Annotated in this window: 24 protein-coding genes and 1 pseudogene; 24 read left to right on the forward strand and 1 reads right to left on the reverse strand. The window is 45.1% G+C overall.

Annotated elements, in window-relative coordinates; genetic code table 11:
* The first annotated feature begins 695 nt into the window (after positions 1 to 695).
* The 8 genes and pseudogenes from V3C63_RS07935 to V3C63_RS07970 all read left to right on the forward strand — a co-directional run bounded on the left by V3C63_RS07935 (position 696) and on the right by V3C63_RS07970 (position 7,650).
* Complete coding sequence (locus V3C63_RS07935) at positions 696 to 1,631, forward strand: peptidoglycan amidohydrolase family protein (protein WP_329887263.1); 936 nt, start codon at positions 696 to 698, stop codon at positions 1,629 to 1,631.
* Between the two features lie 142 nt (positions 1,632 to 1,773).
* On the forward strand, positions 1,774 to 2,457 hold the full coding sequence (locus tag V3C63_RS07940) for an HAD family hydrolase (protein ID WP_329887264.1): 684 nt from the start codon (positions 1,774 to 1,776) through the stop codon (positions 2,455 to 2,457).
* Positions 2,450 to 3,109 carry an HAD family hydrolase gene (locus tag V3C63_RS07945; RefSeq protein ID WP_329887265.1) on the forward strand — a complete coding sequence of 220 codons (660 nt, stop codon included), beginning with the start codon at positions 2,450 to 2,452 and terminating at the stop codon, positions 3,107 to 3,109. Before V3C63_RS07940 ends, V3C63_RS07945 begins: the two co-directional genes overlap by 8 nt.
* A 69-nt stretch (positions 3,110 to 3,178) precedes the next feature.
* A complete protein-coding gene (locus V3C63_RS07950; protein ID WP_329887266.1) occupies positions 3,179 to 3,616 on the forward strand; it encodes a phosphatase PAP2 family protein in 438 nt (145 codons plus the stop codon).
* 99 nt (positions 3,617 to 3,715) lie between these two features.
* A pseudogene (locus V3C63_RS07955) lies at positions 3,716 to 4,009 on the forward strand (branched-chain amino acid transporter permease).
* A gap of 169 nt (positions 4,010 to 4,178) precedes the next feature.
* The gene (locus tag V3C63_RS07960; RefSeq protein ID WP_329887267.1) at positions 4,179 to 4,883 is read left to right on the forward strand and encodes a hypothetical protein; all 705 of its coding nucleotides are present in this window, start codon (positions 4,179 to 4,181) and stop codon (positions 4,881 to 4,883) included.
* A 50-nt stretch (positions 4,884 to 4,933) separates the two neighbouring features.
* Positions 4,934 to 5,257, forward strand: coding sequence for a hypothetical protein (locus V3C63_RS07965; protein WP_329887268.1), 324 nt, complete (start codon positions 4,934 to 4,936; stop codon positions 5,255 to 5,257).
* On the forward strand, positions 5,254 to 7,650 hold the full coding sequence (locus V3C63_RS07970) for an ATP-dependent DNA helicase (RefSeq protein WP_329887269.1): 2,397 nt from the start codon (positions 5,254 to 5,256) through the stop codon (positions 7,648 to 7,650). Before V3C63_RS07965 ends, V3C63_RS07970 begins: the two co-directional genes overlap by 4 nt.
* A 79-nt stretch (positions 7,651 to 7,729) precedes the next feature.
* On the opposite strand, the gene V3C63_RS07975 is transcribed toward V3C63_RS07970, so the two are convergent.
* Positions 7,730 to 8,497, reverse strand: coding sequence for a peptidylprolyl isomerase (locus V3C63_RS07975; RefSeq protein ID WP_329887270.1), 768 nt, complete (start codon positions 8,495 to 8,497; stop codon positions 7,730 to 7,732).
* Between the two features lie 200 nt (positions 8,498 to 8,697).
* On the opposite strand from V3C63_RS07975, the gene V3C63_RS07980 reads away from it, so the two are divergent.
* The 16 genes from V3C63_RS07980 to iorA all read left to right on the forward strand — a co-directional run bounded on the left by V3C63_RS07980 (position 8,698) and on the right by iorA (position 24,758).
* Positions 8,698 to 8,940, forward strand: a complete 243-nt coding sequence (locus V3C63_RS07980) for a hypothetical protein (protein ID WP_329887271.1) — start codon at positions 8,698 to 8,700, stop codon at positions 8,938 to 8,940.
* Positions 8,941 to 9,129: 189 nt separating this feature from the next.
* Positions 9,130 to 9,843, forward strand: coding sequence for a UMP kinase (gene pyrH, locus V3C63_RS07985; protein ID WP_483434128.1), 714 nt, complete (start codon positions 9,130 to 9,132; stop codon positions 9,841 to 9,843).
* A gap of 1 nt (position 9,844) precedes the next feature.
* Positions 9,845 to 10,402: a ribosome recycling factor gene (gene frr, locus V3C63_RS07990; RefSeq protein ID WP_329887272.1), complete on the forward strand. Its 558-nt coding sequence runs from the start codon at positions 9,845 to 9,847 to the stop codon at positions 10,400 to 10,402.
* 89 nt (positions 10,403 to 10,491) lie between these two features.
* The gene (locus tag V3C63_RS07995) at positions 10,492 to 10,947 is read left to right on the forward strand and encodes a ribosome maturation factor RimP (RefSeq protein ID WP_329887273.1); all 456 of its coding nucleotides are present in this window, start codon (positions 10,492 to 10,494) and stop codon (positions 10,945 to 10,947) included.
* 9 nt (positions 10,948 to 10,956) lie between these two features.
* Entirely contained in the window at positions 10,957 to 12,192 is a 1,236-nt protein-coding gene (gene nusA / locus V3C63_RS08000; protein ID WP_329887274.1) for a transcription termination factor NusA, read from the forward strand.
* Between the two features lies 1 nt (position 12,193).
* The gene (gene rnpM, locus V3C63_RS08005; protein WP_329887275.1) at positions 12,194 to 12,466 is read left to right on the forward strand and encodes an RNase P modulator RnpM; all 273 of its coding nucleotides are present in this window, start codon (positions 12,194 to 12,196) and stop codon (positions 12,464 to 12,466) included.
* Positions 12,467 to 12,486: 20 nt separating this feature from the next.
* Positions 12,487 to 14,865 carry a translation initiation factor IF-2 gene (gene infB / locus V3C63_RS08010; RefSeq protein WP_329887276.1) on the forward strand — a complete coding sequence of 793 codons (2,379 nt, stop codon included), beginning with the start codon at positions 12,487 to 12,489 and terminating at the stop codon, positions 14,863 to 14,865.
* A 51-nt stretch (positions 14,866 to 14,916) separates the two neighbouring features.
* Complete coding sequence (gene rbfA / locus V3C63_RS08015) at positions 14,917 to 15,282, forward strand: 30S ribosome-binding factor RbfA (protein ID WP_329887277.1); 366 nt, start codon at positions 14,917 to 14,919, stop codon at positions 15,280 to 15,282.
* On the forward strand, positions 15,279 to 16,244 hold the full coding sequence (locus tag V3C63_RS08020; RefSeq protein ID WP_329887278.1) for a DHH family phosphoesterase: 966 nt from the start codon (positions 15,279 to 15,281) through the stop codon (positions 16,242 to 16,244). The genes rbfA and V3C63_RS08020 overlap by 4 nt, the downstream gene beginning before the upstream one ends.
* Positions 16,241 to 17,188, forward strand: a complete 948-nt coding sequence (gene truB, locus V3C63_RS08025; RefSeq protein ID WP_329887279.1) for a tRNA pseudouridine(55) synthase TruB — start codon at positions 16,241 to 16,243, stop codon at positions 17,186 to 17,188. Before V3C63_RS08020 ends, truB begins: the two co-directional genes overlap by 4 nt.
* Position 17,189: 1 nt before the next feature.
* The gene (locus V3C63_RS08030; protein WP_329887280.1) at positions 17,190 to 18,101 is read left to right on the forward strand and encodes a bifunctional riboflavin kinase/FAD synthetase; all 912 of its coding nucleotides are present in this window, start codon (positions 17,190 to 17,192) and stop codon (positions 18,099 to 18,101) included.
* Between the two features lie 38 nt (positions 18,102 to 18,139).
* On the forward strand, positions 18,140 to 19,918 hold the full coding sequence (gene dnaG, locus V3C63_RS08035; protein ID WP_329887281.1) for a DNA primase: 1,779 nt from the start codon (positions 18,140 to 18,142) through the stop codon (positions 19,916 to 19,918).
* A complete protein-coding gene (gene rpoD / locus V3C63_RS08040) occupies positions 19,908 to 21,098 on the forward strand; it encodes an RNA polymerase sigma factor RpoD (protein WP_329887282.1) in 1,191 nt (396 codons plus the stop codon). The genes dnaG and rpoD overlap by 11 nt, the downstream gene beginning before the upstream one ends.
* Positions 21,099 to 21,782, forward strand: coding sequence for a tRNA (adenine(22)-N(1))-methyltransferase (locus V3C63_RS08045; RefSeq protein WP_329887283.1), 684 nt, complete (start codon positions 21,099 to 21,101; stop codon positions 21,780 to 21,782).
* The gene (locus V3C63_RS08050; RefSeq protein WP_329887284.1) at positions 21,775 to 22,905 is read left to right on the forward strand and encodes a Nif3-like dinuclear metal center hexameric protein; all 1,131 of its coding nucleotides are present in this window, start codon (positions 21,775 to 21,777) and stop codon (positions 22,903 to 22,905) included. Before V3C63_RS08045 ends, V3C63_RS08050 begins: the two co-directional genes overlap by 8 nt.
* 77 nt (positions 22,906 to 22,982) lie before the next feature.
* Positions 22,983 to 24,758, forward strand: a complete 1,776-nt coding sequence (iorA, locus tag V3C63_RS08055; RefSeq protein WP_329887285.1) for an indolepyruvate ferredoxin oxidoreductase subunit alpha — start codon at positions 22,983 to 22,985, stop codon at positions 24,756 to 24,758.
* Positions 24,759 to 24,760: the final 2 nt, after the last annotated feature.

The following is a 24,760-nucleotide window of genomic DNA, read 5'->3' on the forward strand; positions in this document are numbered from 1 at the left end:
ACAATAACGAACGGATCCAGAGCAAAACAAAATGGATGCCTCCTGTAAAATACAGGAGAACATCCATTTATTGCTAACCTAGGTTCCAATGATGTGTCCAGGATTTTGGGTACATATCAGATTAACGCTTGGGTCTTTTGTGTTTGAAAAATTAATAGATGGTGTTTTGCATGTGTTCTTCAAAATATTGTTGACGATTTTTTTCACGACATTTTGGAGTCGAAAGCGGGCAACGCAATTTTATTCACTTCGGTTTAGATATCGGGGGATTCCCGGAAGACGGGCTCGCAGGTTTTGCCGATGGCATGTTTATGAATGAAGAAAGGGATACGCCTTAAATAAGTAGGGCTCACTGGCGTCCGAATGCGGTCGTTTGCCTGCGAATTAATTCTCATTAGGAGTTTTCGTTTTTATAGGATTGTGAATTCAAGCTGACAAAATGTGAGAGCCTGTTAATCTCACCGGCACAAAATGTCACCAGTCTAAGCGTTTTTAAAGAAAACAAAGAGGCATTATTCCTTTAGTGATTTTGAAATCAAAAGGGAAAAAAGCGGGAAAATTTGATAAAAGTGTAAAAATTATGTAAAATATATTCTATCATTTTGAGAAAAAGGAGGGAAGCTTTGTTGCCATCTTTTAAAAAGATAGCGGCCGGGGTTCTGGCGTTGTCCCTGTTGCTCCCGGCGACGCCGGCATTGGCGGCCCCACAGCAAGAAGACATTATAAAATCACGACAGGCATTGTCGGCCACGGAAAAGCAACTGACAGATATTCAAAAGGAGATTGACAAGGCTAACCAGGAACTGACCATTAATAAGGCACTGTTGCCGCAAAGGCAGGCCGAATATGAAAAAAGCAAAAAACAATTGGCGGCTTTGATGCGCAATGAATACGAATCGGGCGGGGATTCCCTTTTGGTTTGCTTATTTTCGGCCAAGACGCCGATTCAGGCTCTTTCTAATATGCAGAGCATGCGTTATGTGCAGGTGAATAAGAAAAGGGTGCTGACTGAGCAAAGAAAAGCCAAGGAAGAACTGGAAGCATCGATCAAAGCGATCGAAGCCAACGCCAAGAAACTGGAAGCGCAAAAGACGGCACTGGCCAAAATCAAAGTGTCCCAGCAATCAAAGTTGGCGAAGCAAGTTTCAGAGTTGAATTCGGCGGCCAGCAGCGCAGGAACCTTTACCCCCGGCACGGACATTTCCAATATTGCATCTTCGAACAGTCCCAAGTTGCAGAAATTTATCAGCATCATGATCGCGCTTTGTAATGACAACTCTCACGGTTACTCTCAGAGTAATCGCTGGGGTCCGGATTTTGACTGTTCGTCTTCAATCATCTACTCATTGCGGATGGCAGGATTACAAACCGGGTCAGCAAATTTTACAGGCAATATGGATGTGCTTTGCAGGTATGGTTGGAAAAAGATTGCTTCGTCTTCCGCGGGCAGAGGCGATATTTTAGTATGTTCTTCGCATGCGGCCTTGTATTTGGGAAATGGCCAAACGGCAGAATTTCATCGGGATTATGATGGCAGGTCGGGAGACTCCACGGGTAAGGAGTCGAACGTCGGCAAATCGTGGAAGTCGAGCGGTTCATATTCCTATGCGTTGCGTTATACGGGAAATTAATAAAAAAGAGACATTCCAATGGAATGTCTTTTTTGGTGCGATAAAATTTCCACAGTTTTCAATCCCATTGGAAGATGGTATAATAAAGCCGTTCTTTTTGAAGAGATAAAAAAGAGAAGTGAGATGACTCAAGGAGTTCGAAATGAAATATAAAGTGGCAGTTTTTGATATGGACGGAACGATTCTCAACACCTTGGACGATCTGGCCGACGCGACCAATGCGACACTGGCGCATTTCGGCTACTCGGAGCGACGCTTGGACGAAGTGCGGCAACTTGTGGGCAATGGCACCCGGAAATTGATTGAACAGGCAGTGCCGCCGGATACATCAGAAGCCGATATTGAAGCGGCGTTTAAATGGTTTGGCCCGTATTATCAGATGCATGCGGATATCAAGACGAAAGCTTACCCAGGCATTGAAGCGCTGCTTCGGGATTTGCGGTCAAACGGTGTTAAAACCGCCGTGGTCTCCAATAAGCCGGACGCCGCGGTGAAAAAATTGGCCCTTCAATATTTTAACGGATTGTTCGACATTGCCATTGGCGAAAACGAGGCGGCCGGCATTCGCCGCAAGCCGGCTCCGGATTCGGTGGATGCCGCTCTTGACGCGTTGGGAGCGGACCGGACAGATGCGGTTTATATCGGCGATTCGGATGTGGATTTGGCAACAGCGCAAAATGCGAGAATGGATCATATTTTGGTGACGTGGGGCTTTCGTGATAAAGCCTTTTTAAAAGCTTGCGGGGCGAAGGTCTTTGCCGATACGACGCAGGCCGTTCTTGCTTTGATTCTGAACAAAGAGCATGAAGGAGAAGCCGATGCATGAGCAATACCGGGGAATTATTTTTGATATGGACGGTGTGTTAATCGATTCTGAACCCTTGTATAAAACCATTGAGAACGAGATGTATCAATCGCTGGGGATCGCTCCGACACCGGAAATGATTAAGAAAAGCATGGGCCGGGGCTGTGAAAATTGGTGGCGCGATTTAAAGGCTTGGTATGATTTGGCGATTGATCCTGTGGCTCAGGCGGAAACAGAAACCGCGTTTTATCTCACTTATTTGGAGGATCCCGTTCGGAGACCGGCGCTTTTTCCGGATGTTCGGCATTGCTTTGAGTCGCTTTACAAAGCAGGATACCGTTTGACCATCGCCTCAGGATCGGCGCGAAAAGTCGTCGAAAAAGTCGTGGCGCTTTTAGGCGTTTCCAATTGGATCGACGGTTTTTTGACGTCGGAAGACGTGGTCGATGGCAAACCGCATCCCGCCATCATGCTGCAGTCTGCTCAAAATATGGGAGTAATGCCGGAGACGTGCTTGGTGATTGATGACGCGACCAACGGCCTTCAGGCGGCGAGAAATGCCGGCATGGACTGCTGGCTTTTTACTTCGGCAGCGGAAGGCATGGCGGATGCTTCTCTGGCAAACGATGTGGTGGAATCCCATCGGGAGATCATGGATCGGCTTTTGAGGTGATTCATGCGCACGCCATATCCTGTTTTTTATCAGCATTTGACGGCTTGGTTTCGGGAAAAGCCCGCTCGCATGCGAGGTCTGAATGTGCTCAACGAAGGGCTGAAATGGTTCGTTTTTGGGGCCTATGGCCTGTTGTGCGCGCTTTTGTGGTGCTTTCGGCGCGAAGACCTTCCAATCAGTTTGGCAATACCGGCGGCGACGTTTGTGTTGCTTTCTTTTGCCAGGGCGAAGATCAATCGTCCGCGCCCTTACGAAACTTATGTGCTGGATCCGCTGATTCATAAAACAACTAAGGGGCGCGGCATGCCCAGCCGTCATATTTTTTCGGCATCGGTTATCGCGATGGCCTGGCTCCATTATCATATCGCGATGGGAATTGTGATGCTGAGCCTTGCGCTTTTGGATGCGACGATTCGAGTGATCGGCGGCGTGCACTATCCGACGGATGTTGCGGCCGGTTATCTGGGAGGCGTACTGGCCGGCCTTTTTATTTTTCTGCTTTTATAAGTAAGGGAAGTATTTTTGAAATTTGAGTCGTCCATGCCGACAAATGCTGAAACTGAACTAATGAAGATGACATTGGCCCAGTAATGCATCACCATTGGTATGGTGGTGCTCGGCACCTTAATGACCCGATTTTTGCCTTTTGTGGTTTTTCCATCCGGAAAGCCGCCCCCCAATATATCCAATATCTTGGAAAAGTGCTGCCAGCCGCGGTATTTGGTTTATTGGTGATGTATTGTTTGAAGGAGGTGAATATATTTGGGAGGGTCCCACGGCTTGCCGGTATTCATTGCCATTTTTGTGGTCATCGGGCTGCATCGATGGCAAAAGCAGATGCTTTTATCCATTGCCGGCGGCACCATTTGTTATATGTTGTTGCTTCAATTGGTTTTTTAGTATTTTAATCGCTTTTTTATTTAAGGGTCTGACACGGGCCTCTTTTTTGTGCGGTCTTGCATATGAAAACAAAAATAATTATTTTGTAGTGTGTTGGACAAACAACATTCTTTTGTGAACAATCGGCATATAATAAAAGATAATTAACAAAAAGATTGGAGTAAAAGAAATGAAATCTTTAAGGGATCAAAAGGATTGGTTGCGTCAGGCCGAGACCTTTCAAGTGATTGATGTCCGTCACAAAACAGGGAATTTTTTTCCGGGAATTCGCAGGAAAGCGGCCGATCTCGCCGTTGGCGAAGGCTTGATTGTGCTGCAGACTTTTGAGCCGCATCCGCTTTGCCTGGCGCTGAAAAAGATGGGGTTTGATTATTGGGTTGAAACGTCGGAATCCAATTGCTTTAAAACCTATTTTTATCGCGAAGCCATTTCGGAAGATGATGTACCGGCACCCTATGCGCCGCTGGCACTGCTCAACTATCCGATGATTGACGAAAAACTCGGTCAAGTTGCCGTTGATTTTTGGGATTTAACCTGGAACGACGAAAAGCGTTATCTCCCCTATGAAGTGCGCTTGCTTTTATCGCTGGCGAATGCCGTGGGGGCGGGCAGAATGCGCCAGGCCGGCCGGGAATTGGTGAAGGCCTACGCCCATGGTTTGGATGTCCGCGCGTTGGATGATGTGTTTGAATTGCTTGCCTGGAACCAAGGTATTGGCTATTTTTCATCAGAAATCGGTCCTTCGGCGTTGTTTCAGGCTTATAAGTTCATAAAATCGGAAGAAGCCAAGGGGATTGATCGCGCTGAGATCGTGATGAAATTAAAAGAAAATTTTGGGGAAAAGAATCCGGAAGTCGGCGTCGACAATCATTAATACAGCCTTTTAATACATTTGTGTTATAATCAACACAAAAGGAGGCGATTATGATCGAAAAGATGCAATGGATCCCGATGGCATCAGAACTGCCGGAGCGTCAAATTAATTGTTTGGTCAGCGTCACGCATTATCCCATGGCACAGACCATTGGCGGGGCAGCCAGCGAAGAAAAGCGCGAAATTGCATTGGCGACGTTTATTCCCGCATTTAAACAGGGCGGTCAATCAATTTTTTTAACCCATTCTACCAGCGAGGATATGAATAATGTGCTTTTTAACGATGGCAAAATTTTAACGGATGACGGCAGGTGCATTGCGGAGATTACGGCTTGGATGCGGTTGCCCGATCCCTATGATCCGAAAGCGCAATGACCATCCAAAATCAGGAAATGATACGACCGGCGGATTCGTTTCAAGAAGACGCGCGCACGATTCATCTGTCGGTGAAAGATCTGGTGGCGTTTGTTCTTCGAAGCGGCAGTATCGACAATCGCTTCGGCGGTTTTGATCGAGCCCAAGAAGGGGCAGCGATACACCGCCGTCTTCAGAAGATGGCGGGAGACCATTACGAGCCGGAGGTCACCTTGCGCAGATGTGTCTGCTTTGAATCCTGTTGTTTTGATTTGCAAGGCCGTGCGGACGGGATTATCCGCGAGGCAGGAGTCGTTCTTATCGATGAAATTAAGACCGTCTCGAAGGATGTGATGGCTTTAACGGAAGCCGATGACCCGGACTTTTGGGCTCAGGTTAAGCTCTATGGCTGGATGGTTGCCGAGGAAGAAGATCTTGAATCGATCGGAACTCAATTGACGTATTATCAGGTACCCTCCGGGACCATCCGCACCTTTCGCCAAGATTTTACGCGGGGAGAACTTGAAACTTTCACCAAGGCACTTTTGGCGGATTTTATGAAGTGGGTGCGGCTACGTACGGAGAATGTGATTGCAAGAAACCGCAGTCTTTCGCATTTGACCTTTCCTTTTGCCCGGTGGCGGAGCGGCCAGCGGGAAATGGCCATTGCCGTTTATCGCTCAGCATTGCAAAAACGCGCACTGCTTTGTCAGGCACCGACGGGTATTGGCAAGACCTTAGCCGTTTTATACGGCGCGCTGGCCGCTATTGGTCGGGAAAGGGGCGATCGTATTTTTTATGCGACGGCTAAAACGACAAATGCCCTCGCGGCAGAAAAAGCGGCGTATTTGCTTCAGCAGCAGGGGGCCGTTTTCAAATCGGTGACGCTAACGGCGAAGGATGCCGTTTGTTTTTTGGAGAAACGCGAATGTAATCCGGATGCGTGTCCCTACGCGGCGCATTATTATGATCGGGCGGGCACCGTGGTTTACGAAGCATTGCACCGGCATGACCATTTTGATCGCTCTCAAATCGAAACGCTGGCAAGAGATCATGCATTATGTCCTTTTGAGCTGTCCCTTGATTTGGCGGATTGGTGCGATATGATCATCGGCGATTATAACTATCTCTTTGATCCGCATATCGCTTTGGAGCGTTTATCCGGTCCGGAAAATGATTTTAGACAAACGATCGCCTTGATTGATGAAGCCCATAACTTGCCGGACAGAGCCCGCGGAATGTTTTCTGCAGCTATTCATAAAGCAGACGCTCTGGCAGTGCGCAAGACCATTTCCAAACAGGATTCGTCTTTTCGAAAAGCATTGACAAGACTTAACAATGCGTTTTTAGCCTTGCTTCAAAATCAGGAATCAGATTTTGAAGTGGTGTCATCTTCCCGAATTGCACCTTTGAATGAAAGCCTGCAATATGCTTGCTTTGCCTGTGAAGCCTATACAAAAGCGGCGCGGGAACACGGGAATACTGTGGACGACTTGGTTATGGATTGGTACTTTAACGTCAGAAGATATCTTGATATGGCGGAAATAGCAGGTGCGGAAAGTGTCGTCACCTGTGAAAAGAAAAGAAAAAATCTGATCGTCACGCAAAGGTGTCTGGATCCTTCCGGGCATATTGGCGAAAAAGCGGCCATGCTTCGGACGGTGATTTATTTTTCGGCGACATTGGTGCCCAGGGATTATTACGCATATTTTTTGGGCAGCGGCCGGGAGACGGCAACGATCCAGCTGCCTTCACCCTTTGATGCCGACCGTTTTGGCGTTGTCGTGGCTAATCATATTTCGACCAAATATCGCGATCGGGAAGCGAGTGCAGAGGCAGTCGCCCAGCTGATCAAAATATTTGTGTCCGGCAGAAGCGGCAATTACTTGGTCTTTTTCCCATCGTATGCCTATTTGGCATTGATTGTTAATCGTTTAGGCGAAGATAACTCGTTTGAACTTCTAGTGCAGGATCCGACAATGACAGTTGATAAACGGGAAGTTTTCTTATCGCGGTTTCACGAAAAAAATAAGAAAACTTTGGTTGGATTTTGCGTGCTTGGCGGATTTTTTAGCGAAGGGATTGATCTCATTGGCGATCAACTGATCGGCGCGGTGATTGTCGGCGTGGGGCTGCCTATGGTTTGCCCGGAAAATAATCTGCTCAAACAGCATTTTGATGAACGATTGCAGTCCGGATTTGATTATGCCTATCGATATCCGGGGATGAACAAAGTAATTCAGGCCATGGGGCGGGTGATCCGGGCGGAAAGAGATCGCGGCATGGCGCTTTTAATTGATTCTCGTTTTTCCGAAAAGGCTTATCAAAGTTTGCTGCCAGTTGCAGATGAAAAGATTTATTGGGTCCAAAATGCAGAAGTACTGCGACAAGCGGTCGGTCATTTTTGGTCATAAGACAATGCCCAAGAGACACAAGTGCAAAAAATAAAAAAGAGATCCTGAAAAACGCTCAAGATCTCCTTTATAATGATTTTTATAAGCCCAATTTGATATCGACGTGATATTGTGTTTTTAGATTCTCCGCCTCTGCGACGTAACGGCGATTTTGTTTTTGCCCCAGAAGGAAACGATAGAGACTGTCGCGGGCGGCTTCAAAGGGAACGGTTTCGTTTGTTTTGCGATCGGTGCATTGAATGATGTGCCAGCCGAACTGCGTTTGGACGGGGGCACTGGTCATCTCTCCGGGGTTCAGCGAAAAGGCAGCCATTTCAAATTCGGCAACCATTTGTCCTTTGTGGAAGTAGCCGAGATCACCACCGCGGTCTTTATTGGCAGAGTCGGCAGAATAAGCTTTTGCCGCCTGTTCAAAGGTTTTTCCGCCAGTATTGATTTCTTCAATGATATCGATGGCCTGTTGTTTGGCTGGAACTAAAATGTGATTGCAACGAACGGAATCCGGCGCGATAAATTTGTCCTGGTTTTCATCGTAATACTGACGAAGCTCGTCTTCTTCAACTTTTACAGAAGACATAAAATGCGAAATCATGTATGATTTTAAAAATTTTTCAGTCATTTCCGCAAATTCTTTTTGATATTCTTCCGTTTCTTCAATTTTTTCAGCTTTGCCTTTTAAATAAAAAAGTTCCTGCGCAATCATCTCGTTGAGCAATTGGCGACGGCCTTCGTGAGTACGAAATTGCATTTGCTGATCCTGCGGAGCTTGTTCAACGAGCAAATCCAGCTGGCTCTGCGTGATTTCTTTGCCTTCAACAGTGGCAAGGACTTGATCCTTTTCTGACATGTGATCCTCCTGTGATCGGTGATTTAATGCCATTTAGTCTATCGTTTGCGTTTTTTTTTGTCAAGCCGCGTTTAATAAGCAAGGGTCAGGATAAAAGGGCGCGTTTTTATTAAGAAGTTAAGCATAAACGGCTTGTAAAAGCGCACTGAAGATGTTAAAGTGAATTATTCAGAAACGATACATTTGCGAAGGAGAATGCCATGCAGGAAGACCAGCAGCCAAAGAAACATTATCAAATTCCATCAGGGATGAACTATGGAAAGACCGTTGTGATTTCAAGTGATCATAACGCTCGTTTCAATTGCAAAATTGTGATTGACGCGGTGCGTCAAGATCCATTTTTGGCCCAACTGGTTAATGTAAAAGTAGGAGACGTGGTTTTGCGAGGAAGCAGGCATTATCGCGTTGATCGAATTGATATGATCCGAAATCCTTCAAGTTAACGAGTTTCTTCTTTACTTTTTTTGAATATCGTGTATAATAAAAATAATCATTGTGTGGTTTTGGCGCGCAATAAAACACGAAAATTTTCGGAAAGGGCACATTTTGTGTTCTTTTTTTTCAGATAAAGTCTTGTCCACTTTTCCGATTTTATCTGGAGACAAACACCATTTTAAATTTGGGAGGTTCTTTTGGACGCAAAGTATAAAAGGGTTATGATCAAACTCTCTGGTGAAGCCTTGGCCGGTGAGCAGGGGTTTGGGATTGATCCGACAACCGTTCAGCAAATCAGTGAATCCGTAAAAGATGTCTATGTCCATGATGTGGAAATCTCTGTTGTTGTTGGCGGCGGCAATTTTTGGCGCGGTCGTCAGGGATTTGGTATGGATAAATCGACAGCCGATTATATGGGAATGTTATCAACCGTGCTAAATGCTTTGGCGTTGCAGGATGCATTAGAACAAATGGACGTTCCGGTCCGCGTTCAGACAGCCATCGAGATGAAGGAAATTGCGGAACCCTATATCAAGCGTAAGGCCATGCGTCACCTTGAGAAGAAGCGCGTTGTTATTTTTGCAGCGGGGACTGGGAATCCATTTTTCACCACAGATACGACGGCGGCGCTTAGAGCAGCAGAAATTGATGCCGATATCATCTTGTTGGCGAAAAATGTAGATGCTGTTTATAATTCCGATCCGGAGATCAATCCAAATGCTCAGAAATTTGATCACCTGAGTTATCTGGATGTGATTAACAAAGGACTTAAAGTAATGGATTCGACAGCTATCACGCTTTGCATGGATAATGATATTCCAATTTTGGTTTTCGGTTTGGATAATCCGGATAATATTTTGCGTGCAGTTAATGGCGAACGGATTGGCACATTAATTGAGGGGGGAAACTAAGATGGTTAATGAAATGATGCAGCATGCCGAAGAAAAAATGAATAAGGCATTAGAAAATTTGAGTGGCAGTTTGAACACTTTGCGTGCGGGACGAGCCAATGCGCATATTCTCGACAAAGTGACCGTCGACTATTATGGGGCACCAACAGCGATTAATCAGCTGGCCACGGTTGCAGCACCGGAAGCACGACTGATCACGGTTCAGCCTTATGACACGACAGCGCTGCCGGCGATTGAAAAGGCCATTCTTACAGCAGATCTGGGATTTAATCCATCCAACGATGGCAAGATTATTCGTTTAGCGGTGCCGCAATTGACTGAAGAACGCCGAAAAGAATTGGTCAAACTCACCAAAAAATATGGAGAAGAATGCAAGATCGCCATGCGCAACATCCGTCGCAAGTCAGATCAAAAACTCAAAACGGCGCAAAAAGACGGTGATATCAGCGAAGACGAAATGCACGATGGTCAAAAATCTGTTCAGAAATTAACCGACAAAAAAATCAAAGAGATTGATGCGGTTCTGAAAGCCAAAGAAGAAGAAATCCTGGCGGTATAACGGATAAAACCAAATAGATCTGGTTCAAGAGTGGGGTGACCCGCTCTTATGTTTTTATGAGAATGATGCAATATTCTCAGAGGAGAAAAATGGCAAGGAAAGACGCGATTTATGAGTTGCTCAAGCCACAAGTGACGGCTTTGGGCTATGAACTTTACGAAGTGGATTTTGAAAAGGCCGGAAAAAAACGCATTTTAACGGTCTACATTGATCGGGAAGGAGGGGTCAGCTTGGAAGACTGTGAAAAAGTCAGCCGAGAAATCGGTGCATTTTTGGACGCAGCGGATCCGATCGCTGAAACATATACCCTTCAGGTGTCTTCGCCGGGATTAGAACGTAAACTGACGAGATTGAAACATTATCGGGCAGTTATCGGTGAAATGATTGATTTAAAATTTTTTGAGGCCATTGATGGGAAAAAACAATTATGCGCTGTTTTGCGCTTCGTTGATGATGAAAAAATTGTGGTTCAAGAGGGTGACGCTGAGCCGTTAACGATCCCGTTTAAATCAATTGCAAAAGCATCTCTTCATTTTGAATTTTAGGAGTAGAAAATGAATGCAGAATTTTTAGCGGCCCTGGACGTTTTGGAAAAAGAAAAGGGCATTAATAAAGAAGAATTGATAGAGGCAATCGAAAGCTCGATTGAACAGGCTTATCGCAAGAATTATGGGTCTGAACAAAATGTTGAGGTGAGGTTCGACCGATCTTCTGGTGAGATTCAGGTTTACACTACTTGGCTGGTTGTCGATGAGGTGATGGATCCCGATAAAGAAAAGACATTGACAGAGGCCTTGACGATCGATGAAACGGCGGAAATCGGTCAAATGATTGAGAAAAAAATTGCACCGAGGCATTTTGGCCGCATTGCAGCCCAAAATGCCAAACAAATGATTTATCAAAAGATCAAGGAGCAGGAACGTAAAAATATTTACGATACATTTATTGAACGCCAAGATGAAGTTGTAACAGGAAAAATTGATCATGTGGATCGCCGGATGGTCTATGTGGATATCGGCGATGCGACGGGGTTTATGCCGCTTTCCGAGCAGATTCCGACCGAGCATTATAAAGCAGGACAGCGCATTCGTGTTTACATTACTTCGGTCAAGGAAACGAGCAAAGGACCGGAAATTATGGTGTCCAGAACACATTCCGGATTGCTTAAACGGCTTCTCGAAGAGGAGGTGCCGGAAATTTACGATGGCGTGGTCGATGTTGAAAGCATTGCTCGAGAAGCGGGTTCACGTTCAAAAATTGCGGTTAAATCGAATGACAGCACGGTTGATCCGGTTGGATCCTGCGTGGGATACCGTGGCACGCGCATCCAAAATATCATTGATGAATTGGGCGGTGAAAAAATTGACGTCATTCGCTATAACGAAGATATTCATGAATTTATTGCCAATGCTTTGAGTCCGGCCAACGTTATTGAGGTTTTGGCTAATCCTCGCGATAAACAGGCGTATGCTGTGGTTGACGATTTTCAATTTTCGTTGGCGATTGGTAAAGAAGGACAGAATGTTCGCTTGGCGGTTCGATTGACCGGCTGGAAGATTGATATTAAAAGTGCCAGTGATTTTCAGGTGATGCTGGATGAAAATCCGAATTTGAGAGAAGAATTTTCCCAGGAAAAAGAAACCGAGAAATTGGTGGATGATATCCTGCAAGAAATGGATGAAGTGCTCAGTGATGATGCCGGCGCTGGATTGCTGGATGCCGATTCGGATACAGAGACCGATGTTTTGGCAGATGATCCTATTGAAGCAGAGACGCTTCTGAACGATTGAAATGATGAAAAAAATACCGATGCGAACATGCATTGCATGTAAAGAAAAACAACCCAAGAAAGATTTGATTCGAATCGTATATAGCGAAACTGAAGGGTTGACATATGATCTGACAGGGAAGAAGAACGGTCGGGGAGCCTATATCTGTCGGAGCTTGCAATGTGTTGATAAATTAAAAAAAGAAACCCTTCAATCGGCTTTAAAACAGCCGATCGGTAGCGAAGCGTTTGACCAACTGATGGCTGCATTGCATAAGGAAATACAGCCCATGTAAATATAAAAGGAGGAAATTATATGGCAAAATTGAGAGTATATCAATTAGCAAGTCAGTATGATATTCCAAGCAGAGAATTTGTCCAGATCTTAAACCGATTTGAAATCCCAGTTAAAAATCATATGAGCGCACTGACAGATCAACAAGTTAAAAATTTTAAAAATCAATTTAATCCCGAGAAGGACCGGCGCACTGAAGAACAGACGCCGGCTAAAAAGAAAAAAGCGCCTTCTAAGACCCCCCCCGCTGCAAAAGAAGAAACCAAGACAGCATCACAAAAAACAAAACAAGTTCCGAAACAAAAGACAAAGCAATCGCATGTAGATCATTCTGAAAAAGCTCAGGGCACGGATAAAAAGCGTGCTGAAAAGAAAAAAACAGCTGATGTAAAGCAGAAATCGATTAATCCAAAACAATCAGGGGCTCAAGAGCATGCGTCGGGATCAAAAAAGAAAAATAGTGCGGAGGCGTCGCCAAAACAAAATAACGAAAATAAAAAAAGCCGCAAAAAGAAAAATAAAAAGGATCGCGTCAACCGCCGCAATGAGCCAGTTCTTAAGGTGAAAGACCACAGCAAAAAGGGAAAAACCTCTCACGCGGTCTACAAAAAGAAAAAAGACGAAAAGAAAACAGAACAGGCAAAAAATAAAGTCTATGCTATTCCGGAAAATATTACGGTTAGTGAACTGGCTGAAACACTAGATGTCGCAGCGACCGAAATTATTAAAATTTTGATGCTCGCCGGAACCATGGCCACGATCAATCAAAGGATCGATTTTGATACAGCTCAATTGGTTTGTGATGAACTGGGGTATGAAGTTGAAGTTGTTAAAGTCGAAGATGTCTTTGAAAAAATGCTCGAGGAATATGACGAAGAGGAAACGGGTAATGAAGAAATCCGCCCGCCAGTTGTCACGGTTATGGGGCACGTTGATCACGGCAAAACGTCGCTGCTTGACCGTATTCGGAAATCACATGTAACAGCGGGTGAAGCTGGCGGCATTACCCAGCACATTGGGGCGTACACGGTTAAGATTCAAGGGAAGTCGATCACTTTTATTGACACCCCGGGCCACGCCGCGTTTACGGCCATGCGCTCACGCGGCGCGCAAATGACAGATATTGCTGTTTTGGTTGTGGCTGCGGATGATGGCGTGATGCCGCAGACGATAGAAGCCATCAATCATGCCAAGGCGGCAAAAGTGCCGATCATTGTTGCAATTAATAAAATCGACAAAGAAGGCGCCAATTCCGAACGCGTCAAGCAGGAATTGGTCGATCAAGGTGTGATTATTGAAGAATGGGGCGGCGATGTGATTGCGGTTCCGGTTTCGGCCAAAAAAGGCGAGAATATCGACGAATTGTTAGAGAACATTTTGTTAGTTGCCGAAATGGAAGAATTGAAAGCAGATCCCGATCGGCCGGCACGCGGTTGTGTGATTGAAGCGCGGGTAAAAAAAGGCAAAGGCTCAACCGCTTCTATTTTGGTTCAGCAGGGGACGCTTCATCTCGGTGATGCGATTCTCTCCGGGACGACCTATGGCCGCGTGCGAACCATGGTTGATGATAAAGGGCGCCGAATCAAGAAGGCGGGTCCGTCGCGACCCGTTGAAATTTCAGGCCTTTCCGGAACGCCGGAGGCCGGCGATGACTTTATCGTTATGCCGTCGGACAAAGAAGCGAGACAAATGGCGGAACAACGCCTCGAACAGGAAAAGAACAACCGTCAGGCAAAAGCTAAAGTTTCGTTGGATGATCTGTTCTCTCGAATTCAGGAAGGCGATGTTAAAGATATCAATCTGATTGTAAAAGCGGATGTCCAGGGATCAGTTGAAGCATTGTCGCAATCGCTTCAAAAATTAAGCAATGACGAAGTTAAAGTCAATGTCATTCATGGTGCTGTTGGCGCGGTCAATGAATCAGACGTATTGCTGGCGACCACTTCCGACGCGATTATTATTGGATTTAATGTGCGCCCGGATAAAAACGCATTGGCGGCCGCCGAAAATGAAAAAATCGATATTCATCTCTATCGTGTTATTTACGATGCGATTGACGATGTGAAAAAAGCCATGGAAGGGCTGCTCGATCCGGAGTTTCTGGAAAAGGTAACCGGAGATGCGGAAGTGCGCTCTACCTTCAGAATTCCGGGAGGCATCATTATTGCCGGTGCCTATGTCACGGACGGGAAGATCAGCCGCTCTGATGAAGTGCGTGTCGCACGAGACGGCATTGTTGTTTTTGAAGGAAAGATCGCTTCGCTGCGTCGATTTAAAGACGATGTGAAAGAAGTCAACCAAGGTTACGAATGCGGTATCGGGATTGAAAACTACAACGATATTAAAGAAGGCGATGTGATCGAAACTTTTGTCAATGAAGCTGTTAAGCGCGAACTTTAGAGTTTTACCCTCATGGGGACTGAAAACTAAAAATAGAAAGGGCTAATCAAGATGGCTTCTCATAGAAAAGAAAGAATTGACGCTCAGATTCAAAGAGAACTGAGTTTAATCATTCGACAGAAAACGAAAGACAAACGCCTGCATAACAATACTTTAAGTATTACTGACGTCAAGGCAACACCTGATTTAAAAGTGGCCACAGTGTACATCAGTGTGTTTGGATCGGAAGAGGATGCGCAAGGTGTTATGGAGGCTTTAGAAAAGGCGAAGGGATTCTTGCGCAGCAGCCTCGGAAAAATCATGAAAACACACATGATTCCGGAACTGCACTTTAAACGGGATGAATCGGTTGCTTACGGCATGCATATTGATGCCATTTTAAACGAACTGCATCAGCAGGAAAGTGAAAAGGCATGATCAGACCTATCTCACAGGAAATTGCAGATTATCTGAAAACTCATGATCGTTTTTTGATCATGGCCCATCAAAAACCGGATGGCGACGCTATTGGTTCCGCCATTGCTTTGGGGCTGGGGCTGAAGAAATGTCATAAAAAAGTCGATTATTATGTGCAGACGCCAGTGGAGCAAAAGCTTGTCGGGTTGCCAGAAATCAACCGCTTTAATCGCAACATGGCTGATCGCTATGACGCACTGGTTTTTGTGGATTGTTCGACTTTGTCCTTTGCTTTTAAACCAGAGGAATTGCCCCTTCATGACTGCAGTATCGTCATCGACCATCATCAGAGCAATGAGGGTTATGGCGTTCTCAATCATGTGGAAACCACTTCGGCGACAGCTGAATTGATCTTCCGGCTGCTGATGCAGATGGATATTGAGCCAGACGCGGAAATTGCAGACGCTATTTTCGCCGGTATCTCGACGGATACAGGCTCGTTTCAATTTTCAAATGTGACCGCTGAGACCCATGAAATTGTAGCGCAGCTTTACGCTTATCAGAATGACTTCGCCGTTCTATCGAAACGGTTGCATTGTGAAAAATCCTACGATCAAATGAAAATGTACGGGGCGGCGGCTTCGGTGCTGAAAGTCTTGGACAATGGCCGGATTGGATGGGTATTGCTCGATTATGCAACGATTCAAAAATATGGCGGTGATATTAATATCACAGATGATATTGCCAATATCGGCATGAATATCTTAGGGATCATGGTGGCAGCAACCATTAAAGAGGTCACGCCGGGGCAATACCGCGTTTCGCTCAGATCGCGTTCGCCGTTTGATATTGATGTTTCGGTTATCGCCAAGCGTTATGGCGGCGGCGGTCATAAACGAGCGGCCGGATTGACATTTGCCGGTAATTTGATGGAAATCCAAAACGCATTGATTGATTTGGTCGCCGGTAGCATTGACAGATGACGAATAAACCAGTGAAACAGCCAAACGGCGTATTGATTGTGGATAAGCCCAAGGGAATGACCTCTCATGATCTCATCAATCGCTTGCGTCGACTTTACCAGTTCAAAAAAATCGGACATACCGGCACGTTGGATCCTAATGCGTCTGGCGTGATGGTGGTGTGTTTTGGGCAGGCTACCAAATTTATTCAATATTTTACAGATACGGATAAAACCTATCGGGCCGAAGTGATTTTTGGTCTGGAAACAGATACTTATGATGCGACAGGGAAAGTGCTCCGAGTATGCACACCAGATTTTTCTATTGCAACATTGCGTCATAGGCTGCAGCAATTTAAGGGCGATTTAATGCAAAAACCGCCGATCTATTCGGCTTTAAAAAAAGACGGGAAAAAATATTACGATTATGCGCGAGCCGGCCGAATGATTAAGCTGCCGGAGAGACCGATCCGTATTTATCAAATAGAAATTCAAAGAATCGGTGCATTGCCCCAGCGCTGCGAACTTTTGGTCCACTGTTCATCGGGAACCTATATCCGCAGCTTGTGTCATGATCTGGGAACGGGGATGAATACCTATGCTTGTATGGGTGATTTGAGGCGCACGGCGGTTGGGCGGTGGCGTATTGAAAATGCGCATACTTTGAGTAACCTTGAAAAAATGTCGATGGTAGAGCGTTTCGAAGGGCTTCAGCCGGCTGAACGCTTTTTAGATCAATATGATTCGGTGCAAAGCAATGCACGAGGCGATCGCTTTATTGGAAATGGCGCAGAACTTTACGCTTGGAACAGTATGACCGGTTTTGAAAGATTAGAAGCTGACCAATTACTGCGTATTTACGACAGCCAAGGCAGATTTAAAGGTATCGGCCAATTTAGATTAAACGGTAAAGTCCAGCCGACTGAACCTTGCGTGCGTCCGCTGAAAATGATGAGTCCAGAATAATATGATGACAGAAAAATATATAAATCAGGAAATTGCATTAGCTTTAGGTTTCTTTGACGGCGTTCACAAGGGACATCAAAAGCTTTTAGAAAAGACAATGATCATTGCCGAAGCAAATCATTGGATGTCCGGTGTGATGACCTTTGAAAGTCATCCGCTCAAATTGATCTTCCCGGCTTATGCGCCCAAAATGATTACAACCAATGCTCAAAAAACGGCTGCAGTGAAGGCCATGGGGATTGATCGAGTCTTTATCAATCAATTCACAGAAGAATTGATGAATCTATCGCCGGAAGCTTTTATTCGCGATTATTTATTGCTGAAATACAATGTTAGGCATTTGGTGGTCGGCTTTAATTACACTTTCGGCTATAAAGGTGCCGGAACGACTAAGGATCTGGTAGATTTTGGTAGTGAATACGGCTTTACGGTTTCTGTGATGCCGCCATGTGTCATTGGGGGAGAAACAGTAAGCTCAACACGCATCCGTGAATTAATCGCCACGGGAAAAGTGGAGGATGTGCCGCCGCTTCTAGGCCGACCTTATACAGTCGAGGGAAAGATTGTAACTGGAAAACGCCTTGGACATACCTTCGATGTACCAACAGCTAATTTGCAGTCGGATGTTTCTGTTATTATGCCAAGCACCGGTGTTTATTTTACAAAGGTGGAGCTTGACGGCAATCAGTATGACGGATTGACCAACTTGGGATATAATCCAACATTTGATAAACATCCATACAGCATCGAAACCTATATTTATGATTTTAATCAGAATATTTACGGACATCATCTGAAGGTATCCTTTTTAAAAAAGATCCGGGATGAAATCAAGTTTGAGTCTGTGGATGCACTCATTGCGCGTATCAAACACGATATCCATTTTATAGACCAAATGTATCGCAAAAAATAAAAGGATTTTTTAAATAGAGGGTGAAAGGGGATGATTGAATGCCGAAATATTCGGAAGAGATTATTCAGCGTGTCATAGAAGCCAATGATATTATCGATGTGGTCTCCCAATATGTTCAACTGAAAAAATCAGGCCATTCATATATGGGATGCTGTCCATTCCACAATGAACGAACACCGTCATTTTCAGTGTCGCAAGACAAACAGCTGTATCATTGCTTTGGCTGCGGTGTGGGTGGCAATGTCATTTCCTTTGTAATGGACAAAGAGAATATGAGCTTTCCGGAAGCACTTCAATACCTGGCAGAGCGGGCCAATATTCATTTGCCTAAAAGCACTTCCGAAGACGATGCGAAATATCAAAGAAAAGAAACGCTCTATGAGCTGAACCGTGTGTTGGCTAACCATTATTATACACTGCTCAAGCATCAACCCGATGCGCTGGCATATCTTAAAGAAAGAGGGATTGATGCCCAGACCATTAAAACCTTCGGATTGGGATACGCAGCGGACCAGTGGCGCGAAGCGTGCCAGTATCTGACGGCAAAACAATTCAAAATTGATGATATGATCGATAGTGGCGTGGAAATTAAAAATGACCGCGGGCAGTTTTACGATCGCTTTCGCAATCGATTGATGATACCCATTCAAAACGCCAGAGACAAGATCATCGGATTTGGGGGTCGCATTCTTTCCAAAGAGGAACATGGTCCGAAATATTTGAATTCTTCCGAGTCGCTGATTTTTTCTAAAGGGACGGAACTTTTTAATTTAAATCGGGCCAAGAAAAACATTGTCGACAATCAGTTAGTGGTGGTAGAAGGCTATATGGATGTCATTGCCCTGTATCAGCGCAGTGTCAAAAATACCGTGGCGGCATTGGGAACGGCCTTTACACCCCATCATGCCAAGCTTTTAAGCCGCTATGTCGACGAAATCGTCTTGTGCTTTGACGGCGATCAGGCCGGTGAAAATGCAACGAACAAAGCGATCGCAATTCTAAAAAATTCACCGCTTAAAATCAAAGTGGTGCGGCTCAATGCCGAGGATGACCCGGATTCTTATATTCGCAAAAACGGCGTTGACGCTTTCAGACAACAGGTGCGGGAAGCCCAAACAGCCATCGAATATCAACTGACCTATCTGAAGAAGGATAATCCATTAAAAACGAACGATGATCGCTTAACCTATGTGAGCCAGGCGGTTCCCATTATTCGGGGAGCGAAGTCTGATATTGAAAAAAACTTTTTTTCCAAATTGGTCGCGCAGAGCACAGGAATTTCTGCTAAAATGATTTATAATGCTGCAGCTAAAAGCATCGGATATTCAGAAGAACAAATAATGCCGGCTTTTAAAAAATATTTAGCGGAACAAAAGAAAAAAACACCCAAGGCTGTGCTCCAGGCTGAAAAGAATATTATTATAGGCCTTTTAAACCAAACCATCCCTTTTAATGCGCTTGATTTAACGGAATCACATTTTTCTGATGCGATGTTTCGACAAGCTTTTTGCGAAATCAAAAAATGTTATCAGGAAAGAAAACCCATGACAGGGGCCACGGTTATTGCCGCTCTTGATCAGCCAGAAGCGCAGCAAGCATTAACCGCGCTCATCATGGAAAGCTCGAATGGCGAAGCAAATCCCAAAGAAAGCATTCGCGTGCTTAAGCAATACAAAGATGCCGCAGCGATGCGTGCGCTGCAAAAGAAACTTAAAACATTGGATCCGAGCGATCCAGAAGTTGCACAAACATTGAATGCATTAATGGAATTGAAAAAACGAAAAGATAGCATGCAGGAGGTGGAAGATGGCAGATAAAAAAAACACACTGACAAAAGACGGTGTCCTAAAACAAATGGATACCATCCAGTCTTTGTCGGAAGAAGAAGTCACCCCGGAAATCCAGAATTTGCCCGAAATTCAATCCTTGATCAAAAGAGGCAAACAAAAGGGGATTCTTAATAGTGAAGACATTGAGCATGCCCTATCAGAAAAGGATTTTGACTCCGATGAGATTGATGCAGTGTATCTGTATCTTCAAAAACAAAATATTCGTTTGACCTTTAAGGATATGGATATGACGGATTTGGACGATGCAAGTATCGCAGAATTACGTTCCATCGAAAAAGACGAAAAGACGAACAAAAAAGAGGATCTGACGGAAAATGTCAATGTGAATGATCCGGTGCGGCTGTATCTAAAAGAAATCGGTCGTGTTTCCCTGTTGACAGCAGACGAAGAAATGGCCATCGCCAAACGGATGGCCGCCGGAGATGAAGATGCCAAAAAGGAATTGGCAGAAGCTAATTTGCGCTTGGTAGTCTCCATCGCTAAGCGTTATGTGGGGCGGGGAATGTCATTTCTTGATTTGATTCAAGAAGGGAATCTGGGTCTCATCAAGGCGGTTGAAAAATTTGATTATACCAAGGGTTTTAAATTCTCTACCTATGCGACTTGGTGGATCCGCCAGGCCATTACAAGAGCTATTGCCGATCAGGCGAGAACCATTCGTATCCCGGTGCACATGGTTGAAACCATTAATAAATTGATTCGCGTTTCTCGGCAACTCCTGCAGGAATATGGAAGAGAACCAACTCCGGCTGAAATTGGCAAGGAAATGGGTTTTTCGGAAGATAAAGTGCGGGAAATTCAAAAAATTGCCCAAGATCCGGTTTCGCTTGAAACGCCGATCGGGGAAGAAGAGGATAGCCATTTGGGTGATTTTATTCCAGACGATGAAGCGCCGGCGCCGTCAGAAGCGGCATCATATGCTCTATTAAAAGAACAGTTGATTGATGTTTTGAGCACGTTAACCGACCGAGAAGAAAAAGTGTTGCGGCTGCGTTTCGGTTTGGATGATGGCCGTGCAAGAACACTTGAAGAGGTTGGTAAAGAATTCGATGTCACGCGGGAAAGAATTCGGCAAATCGAAGCAAAAGCACTGCGAAAACTTCGTCATCCCAGTAGAAGTAAAAAATTAAAGGACTACCTGACCTAAATGTTATCAGAACGGCTGAAGTGTATTGTTGAAGCTGTCGGCAGGGCTGAATGCGTTTTAGATATCGGAACGGATCACGGTTACGTGCCGATTGCGCTGATTCAAAACGGGCAAGTGCAACGTGCCATTGCTTCAGATATTTCAATATCTTCACTTCAAAAGGCAAAAGAGCAAATTATTCGCCGCGGAATAACTGGTATTGAAACTCGGTGGGGATCTGGTTTGGATATTATTGCTCCAGGAGAATGCGATGCGGTTGTGATAGCAGGAATGGGCGGCTTGCTGATGGCCGATATTTTGCTGAAAGGCAAAATAAAATTAGAGCATCATTTTCATTTGATTTTGCAACCTATGAATAATGTTCAGGCTGTGCGCTTAGCGCTTGAAGCCATCGGCGCCCGTCTTGTTCTTGAAAAAATGGTTTTTGAAGACAGTCATTATTATCAGATTATGGCGGCAGAACCGGGAAAAATGCAAATTTCAACACCTATCGATTATTGGATCGGCCTTGCCGATATTCGCGAGGAAAATAAAACTTTTAAGGAATTTGTGCATCACTTGATTCAAAAAGAAAATCATATTTTGGTTCAGGTGTCTGCTATTGATACAGATGGTGCCCGCCGCAAGTGGCACCAGTCTCAAGGAATGCTTGATATGCTAAAGGAGGTTGTTGCTCGTGGATAGCGTTAAGAAAGAACAATACCGAAACAGTGATGTTTTTAAAGCTATTGAGCGAAATGCGCCACGATACTTGGCAGAAAAATGGGATAATGTGGGACTTCAGGTCGGGTCTTATTCACGTCCGGTTTGCCGAGTTCTTCTCACCTTGGATGTGACATCCGCTGTTGTGGAAGAGGCGATTGAAAAAGATATTGATTTGATCGTTTCCCATCATCCTTTTTTGTTTAACGGTGTGAAGTCTATTTGTGTAGATGATGGCAAGGGTCAGCTTATTGACGCATTGATCGCCCATAAAATATCCGTTTATTCAGCGCATACCAATTTGGATGCCGCCGAATATGGGCTCAATTATTTTATTGCTAAAGCGTTGGGCTTAGAGGAAATGTGTCCACTTTCCAGCAGCCCCAAGGACCGATTGTATAAATTAGTGGTTTTTGTACCGGAGTCGCATACGGAGGCCATTCTTCAAGTAATGGGCGATAATGGCGCCGGCTATGTCGGGAAATACAGCCATTGTTCATTCCGTGCAGTCGGCAAAGGAACCTTTAAGCCCCTTTCGAAATCAAAACCATTCATCGGCAGTGAAAATCGAGTGGAAACCGTAGCAGAAGATCGTATTGAGACGGTTATTGATAATGAAATGGCAAAATCCTTGATTCAAAAGATCAAAGCGATTCATCCGTACGAGATCATGGCCTATGATCTTTATCCTTTGGATGAATCACTGACAAAAGCGGCCAACGGCCTTGGAAAAATCGGCGATTTGCCAATGGCATTATCACCGCAGGATTTTTTGGAAAGACTAAAATCTGCTTTGGGCTTGAAGCTTGTTCGCACAGCCGGAAAACCACCCCAGATAATTAAACGCATCGCTCTTTGCACTGGTGCTGGTGCTGAATTTATGGGATTGGCCAAAGTGCGGGATGCCGATGTTTATGTAACCGGGGATCTCAAATACCATGAGGCCCAGAGCGCACATGAAAATCATCTTTGGGTGGTGGATGCCGGTCATTATGGAACAGAGCACCAGGTCGTGCTTCTTTTAAAAGAGATGATTGCTGCAAACTGCCCGGTTGTCGAAACGATTATTTCGGAAAAAATGTGTGATTTTTTGGAAATCCATTAATGGTTCGTTTACAAACTGTTAAGGTGGCGTATAAAATAGATGGGGACTTTAGCACAGCATCAAAGTAGGAGGACGCTATGAAAAAATTATTTACTGGCAACGAAGCCGCTGCGCGCGGTGCATGGGAAGCTGGGGTAAAATTTGCATCGGCTTATCCGGGCACTCCCAGTACAGAAATCCTGGAGAATCTGGCACTTTATGATGAAGTTCAGACGGAATGGGCGCCTAACGAAAAAGTGGCCGTGGAAGCGGTTGCTGGGGCCTCTATTGCCGGCATTAGAACCTTGGCTTGCATGAAGCATGTGGGTATGAACGTAGCCGCCGATCCCATGTTTACTTTCGCGTATTTGGGTGTCAACGGAGGATCTGTTATCTTGACGGCCGATGAACCGGGAATGTTTTCGTCTCAAAATGAACAGGATAATCGCCGGTATGCGCGCCATGCCAAATTGGCCATGTTTGAACCTTCGGATTCACAGGAGACTAAAGATATGATGAAGGATGCTTATGATGTGTCTGAAACTTTTGACATCCCTGTGTTGTTCAGAATGACCACCCGTGTTGACCATTCTAAGAGTATTGTTGAATGCTCAGATCGCACGGAGATTGCCGATAAACCTTACGAAAAAAATATTCAAAAATATTGCCCGCTGCCGGCGTTCACGCCGGGAATGCAGCAAAAGTTAGCCCAAAATTTTGAACGCTTAAAAACATTCACCAATGAATGTAAGTGGAATTATTATGAAGATAATCATAAAGACATCGGGATCGTTGCATCTGGGGTTTCATACTGCTACGCGAAAGAAGTCTTCGGCGATCAGGCATCCTATTGCAAAATTGGTTTTTCTTATCCGATGCCGATGGACATGATTAAGGCATTTGCTTCCAAGGTCAAGACGATTTATGTTTTGGAAGAAAATGATCCCATCATGGAAACAGAGATCAAAGCAGCCGGAATTGACTGCATTGGGAAAGACCTGTTCCCGCAGATGGGAGAACTGCTCCCGGAAAAGATTCGCAAAGCTGCCTTTGGCAGAAGCCAGGAAGTATTGGCGCCGAACGAAAAAACCGTTGTCGGCCGACCGCCGGCACTTTGTGCGGGCTGCCCGCATCGTGGTTTTTTTTATGAATTAGGCAAACTGAAAAACACCATGATTTTTGGCGACATAGGTTGCTATACTTTAGGGCTTTCTGCGCCGTATAATGCAACGGATGCGTTGGTCTGTATGGGAGCTTCTATCTCTGGTGGACATGGTGTGGCTCAGGCTTTTAAAATTAAAGGCGAAGACAAAAAGGTCGTTTCCGTAATCGGGGATTCTACTTTCTTTCATTCCGGAATCACGTCCTTGATGGATGCGGCTTACAACAGGAGCTCTTATTTGACCGTGATTTTGGATAACCGTATTACTGGCATGACGGGCCATCAGGAAAATCCGGGAAGCGGTTACGATCTGAAAGGCAATGCCGCGCCAATTATTGATATTGAAGCCGTTTGCCGGGCTCTGAATATCGAGAATATTCGAACCATTGATCCCAATAACTTGGAAGAAACCAAGGCAGCGCTGGAATGGGGGATTACCTGTGAGGGTCCGGCGGTTATTATTACCCGTTGGCCCTGCGCTTTAAAACGGCTTTCGATGGAAGACAAGGAAGAATTCCCTCAGGTATTTACCGAAAAATATGAAGTTCTCATGGACAAATGCATCGGATGCAAGAAATGCATTGGAACAGGATGTCCGGCGCTGGAATTTGGCCGCGTTAAAGACAAAAAAATGACCATTACCAGCGCCTGTGTGGGCTGTAGCGTTTGTGGTCAGGTTTGTCCGGTCGATGCAATTGTTAAGAAAGCGTGATC

This window comes from Pseudoramibacter faecis (assembly GCF_036289405.1).
Lineage (GTDB): Bacteria > Bacillota > Clostridia > Eubacteriales > Eubacteriaceae > Pseudoramibacter > Pseudoramibacter faecis.

Excerpts from the sequence above, each read along its gene's own strand:
- V3C63_RS07970 (WP_329887269.1), top strand. The coding sequence starts at position 5,254 with ATGACCATCCAAAATCAGGAAATGATACGACCGGCGGATTCGTTTCAA.
- V3C63_RS07975 (WP_329887270.1), bottom strand. The coding sequence starts at position 8,497 with ATGTCAGAAAAGGATCAAGTCCTTGCCACTGTTGAAGGCAAAGAAATC.
- rnpM (WP_329887275.1), top strand. The coding sequence starts at position 12,194 with ATGATGAAAAAAATACCGATGCGAACATGCATTGCATGTAAAGAAAAA.
- V3C63_RS08045 (WP_329887283.1), top strand. The coding sequence starts at position 21,099 with ATGTTATCAGAACGGCTGAAGTGTATTGTTGAAGCTGTCGGCAGGGCT.
- frr (WP_329887272.1), top strand. The coding sequence starts at position 9,845 with ATGGTTAATGAAATGATGCAGCATGCCGAAGAAAAAATGAATAAGGCA.
- nusA (WP_329887274.1), top strand. The coding sequence starts at position 10,957 with ATGAATGCAGAATTTTTAGCGGCCCTGGACGTTTTGGAAAAAGAAAAG.
- V3C63_RS07995 (WP_329887273.1), top strand. The coding sequence starts at position 10,492 with ATGGCAAGGAAAGACGCGATTTATGAGTTGCTCAAGCCACAAGTGACG.
- V3C63_RS08030 (WP_329887280.1), top strand. The coding sequence starts at position 17,190 with ATGATGACAGAAAAATATATAAATCAGGAAATTGCATTAGCTTTAGGT.
- V3C63_RS08020 (WP_329887278.1), top strand. The coding sequence starts at position 15,279 with ATGATCAGACCTATCTCACAGGAAATTGCAGATTATCTGAAAACTCAT.
- V3C63_RS07960 (WP_329887267.1), top strand. The coding sequence starts at position 4,179 with ATGAAATCTTTAAGGGATCAAAAGGATTGGTTGCGTCAGGCCGAGACC.
- V3C63_RS07945 (WP_329887265.1), top strand. The coding sequence starts at position 2,450 with ATGCATGAGCAATACCGGGGAATTATTTTTGATATGGACGGTGTGTTA.
- V3C63_RS07950 (WP_329887266.1), top strand. The coding sequence starts at position 3,179 with ATGCGAGGTCTGAATGTGCTCAACGAAGGGCTGAAATGGTTCGTTTTT.
- infB (WP_329887276.1), top strand. The coding sequence starts at position 12,487 with ATGGCAAAATTGAGAGTATATCAATTAGCAAGTCAGTATGATATTCCA.
- truB (WP_329887279.1), top strand. The coding sequence starts at position 16,241 with ATGACGAATAAACCAGTGAAACAGCCAAACGGCGTATTGATTGTGGAT.
- V3C63_RS07965 (WP_329887268.1), top strand. The coding sequence starts at position 4,934 with ATGATCGAAAAGATGCAATGGATCCCGATGGCATCAGAACTGCCGGAG.
- V3C63_RS07980 (WP_329887271.1), top strand. The coding sequence starts at position 8,698 with ATGCAGGAAGACCAGCAGCCAAAGAAACATTATCAAATTCCATCAGGG.
- dnaG (WP_329887281.1), top strand. The coding sequence starts at position 18,140 with ATGCCGAAATATTCGGAAGAGATTATTCAGCGTGTCATAGAAGCCAAT.
- iorA (WP_329887285.1), top strand. The coding sequence starts at position 22,983 with ATGAAAAAATTATTTACTGGCAACGAAGCCGCTGCGCGCGGTGCATGG.
- rbfA (WP_329887277.1), top strand. The coding sequence starts at position 14,917 with ATGGCTTCTCATAGAAAAGAAAGAATTGACGCTCAGATTCAAAGAGAA.
- V3C63_RS07940 (WP_329887264.1), top strand. The coding sequence starts at position 1,774 with ATGAAATATAAAGTGGCAGTTTTTGATATGGACGGAACGATTCTCAAC.
- rpoD (WP_329887282.1), top strand. The coding sequence starts at position 19,908 with ATGGCAGATAAAAAAAACACACTGACAAAAGACGGTGTCCTAAAACAA.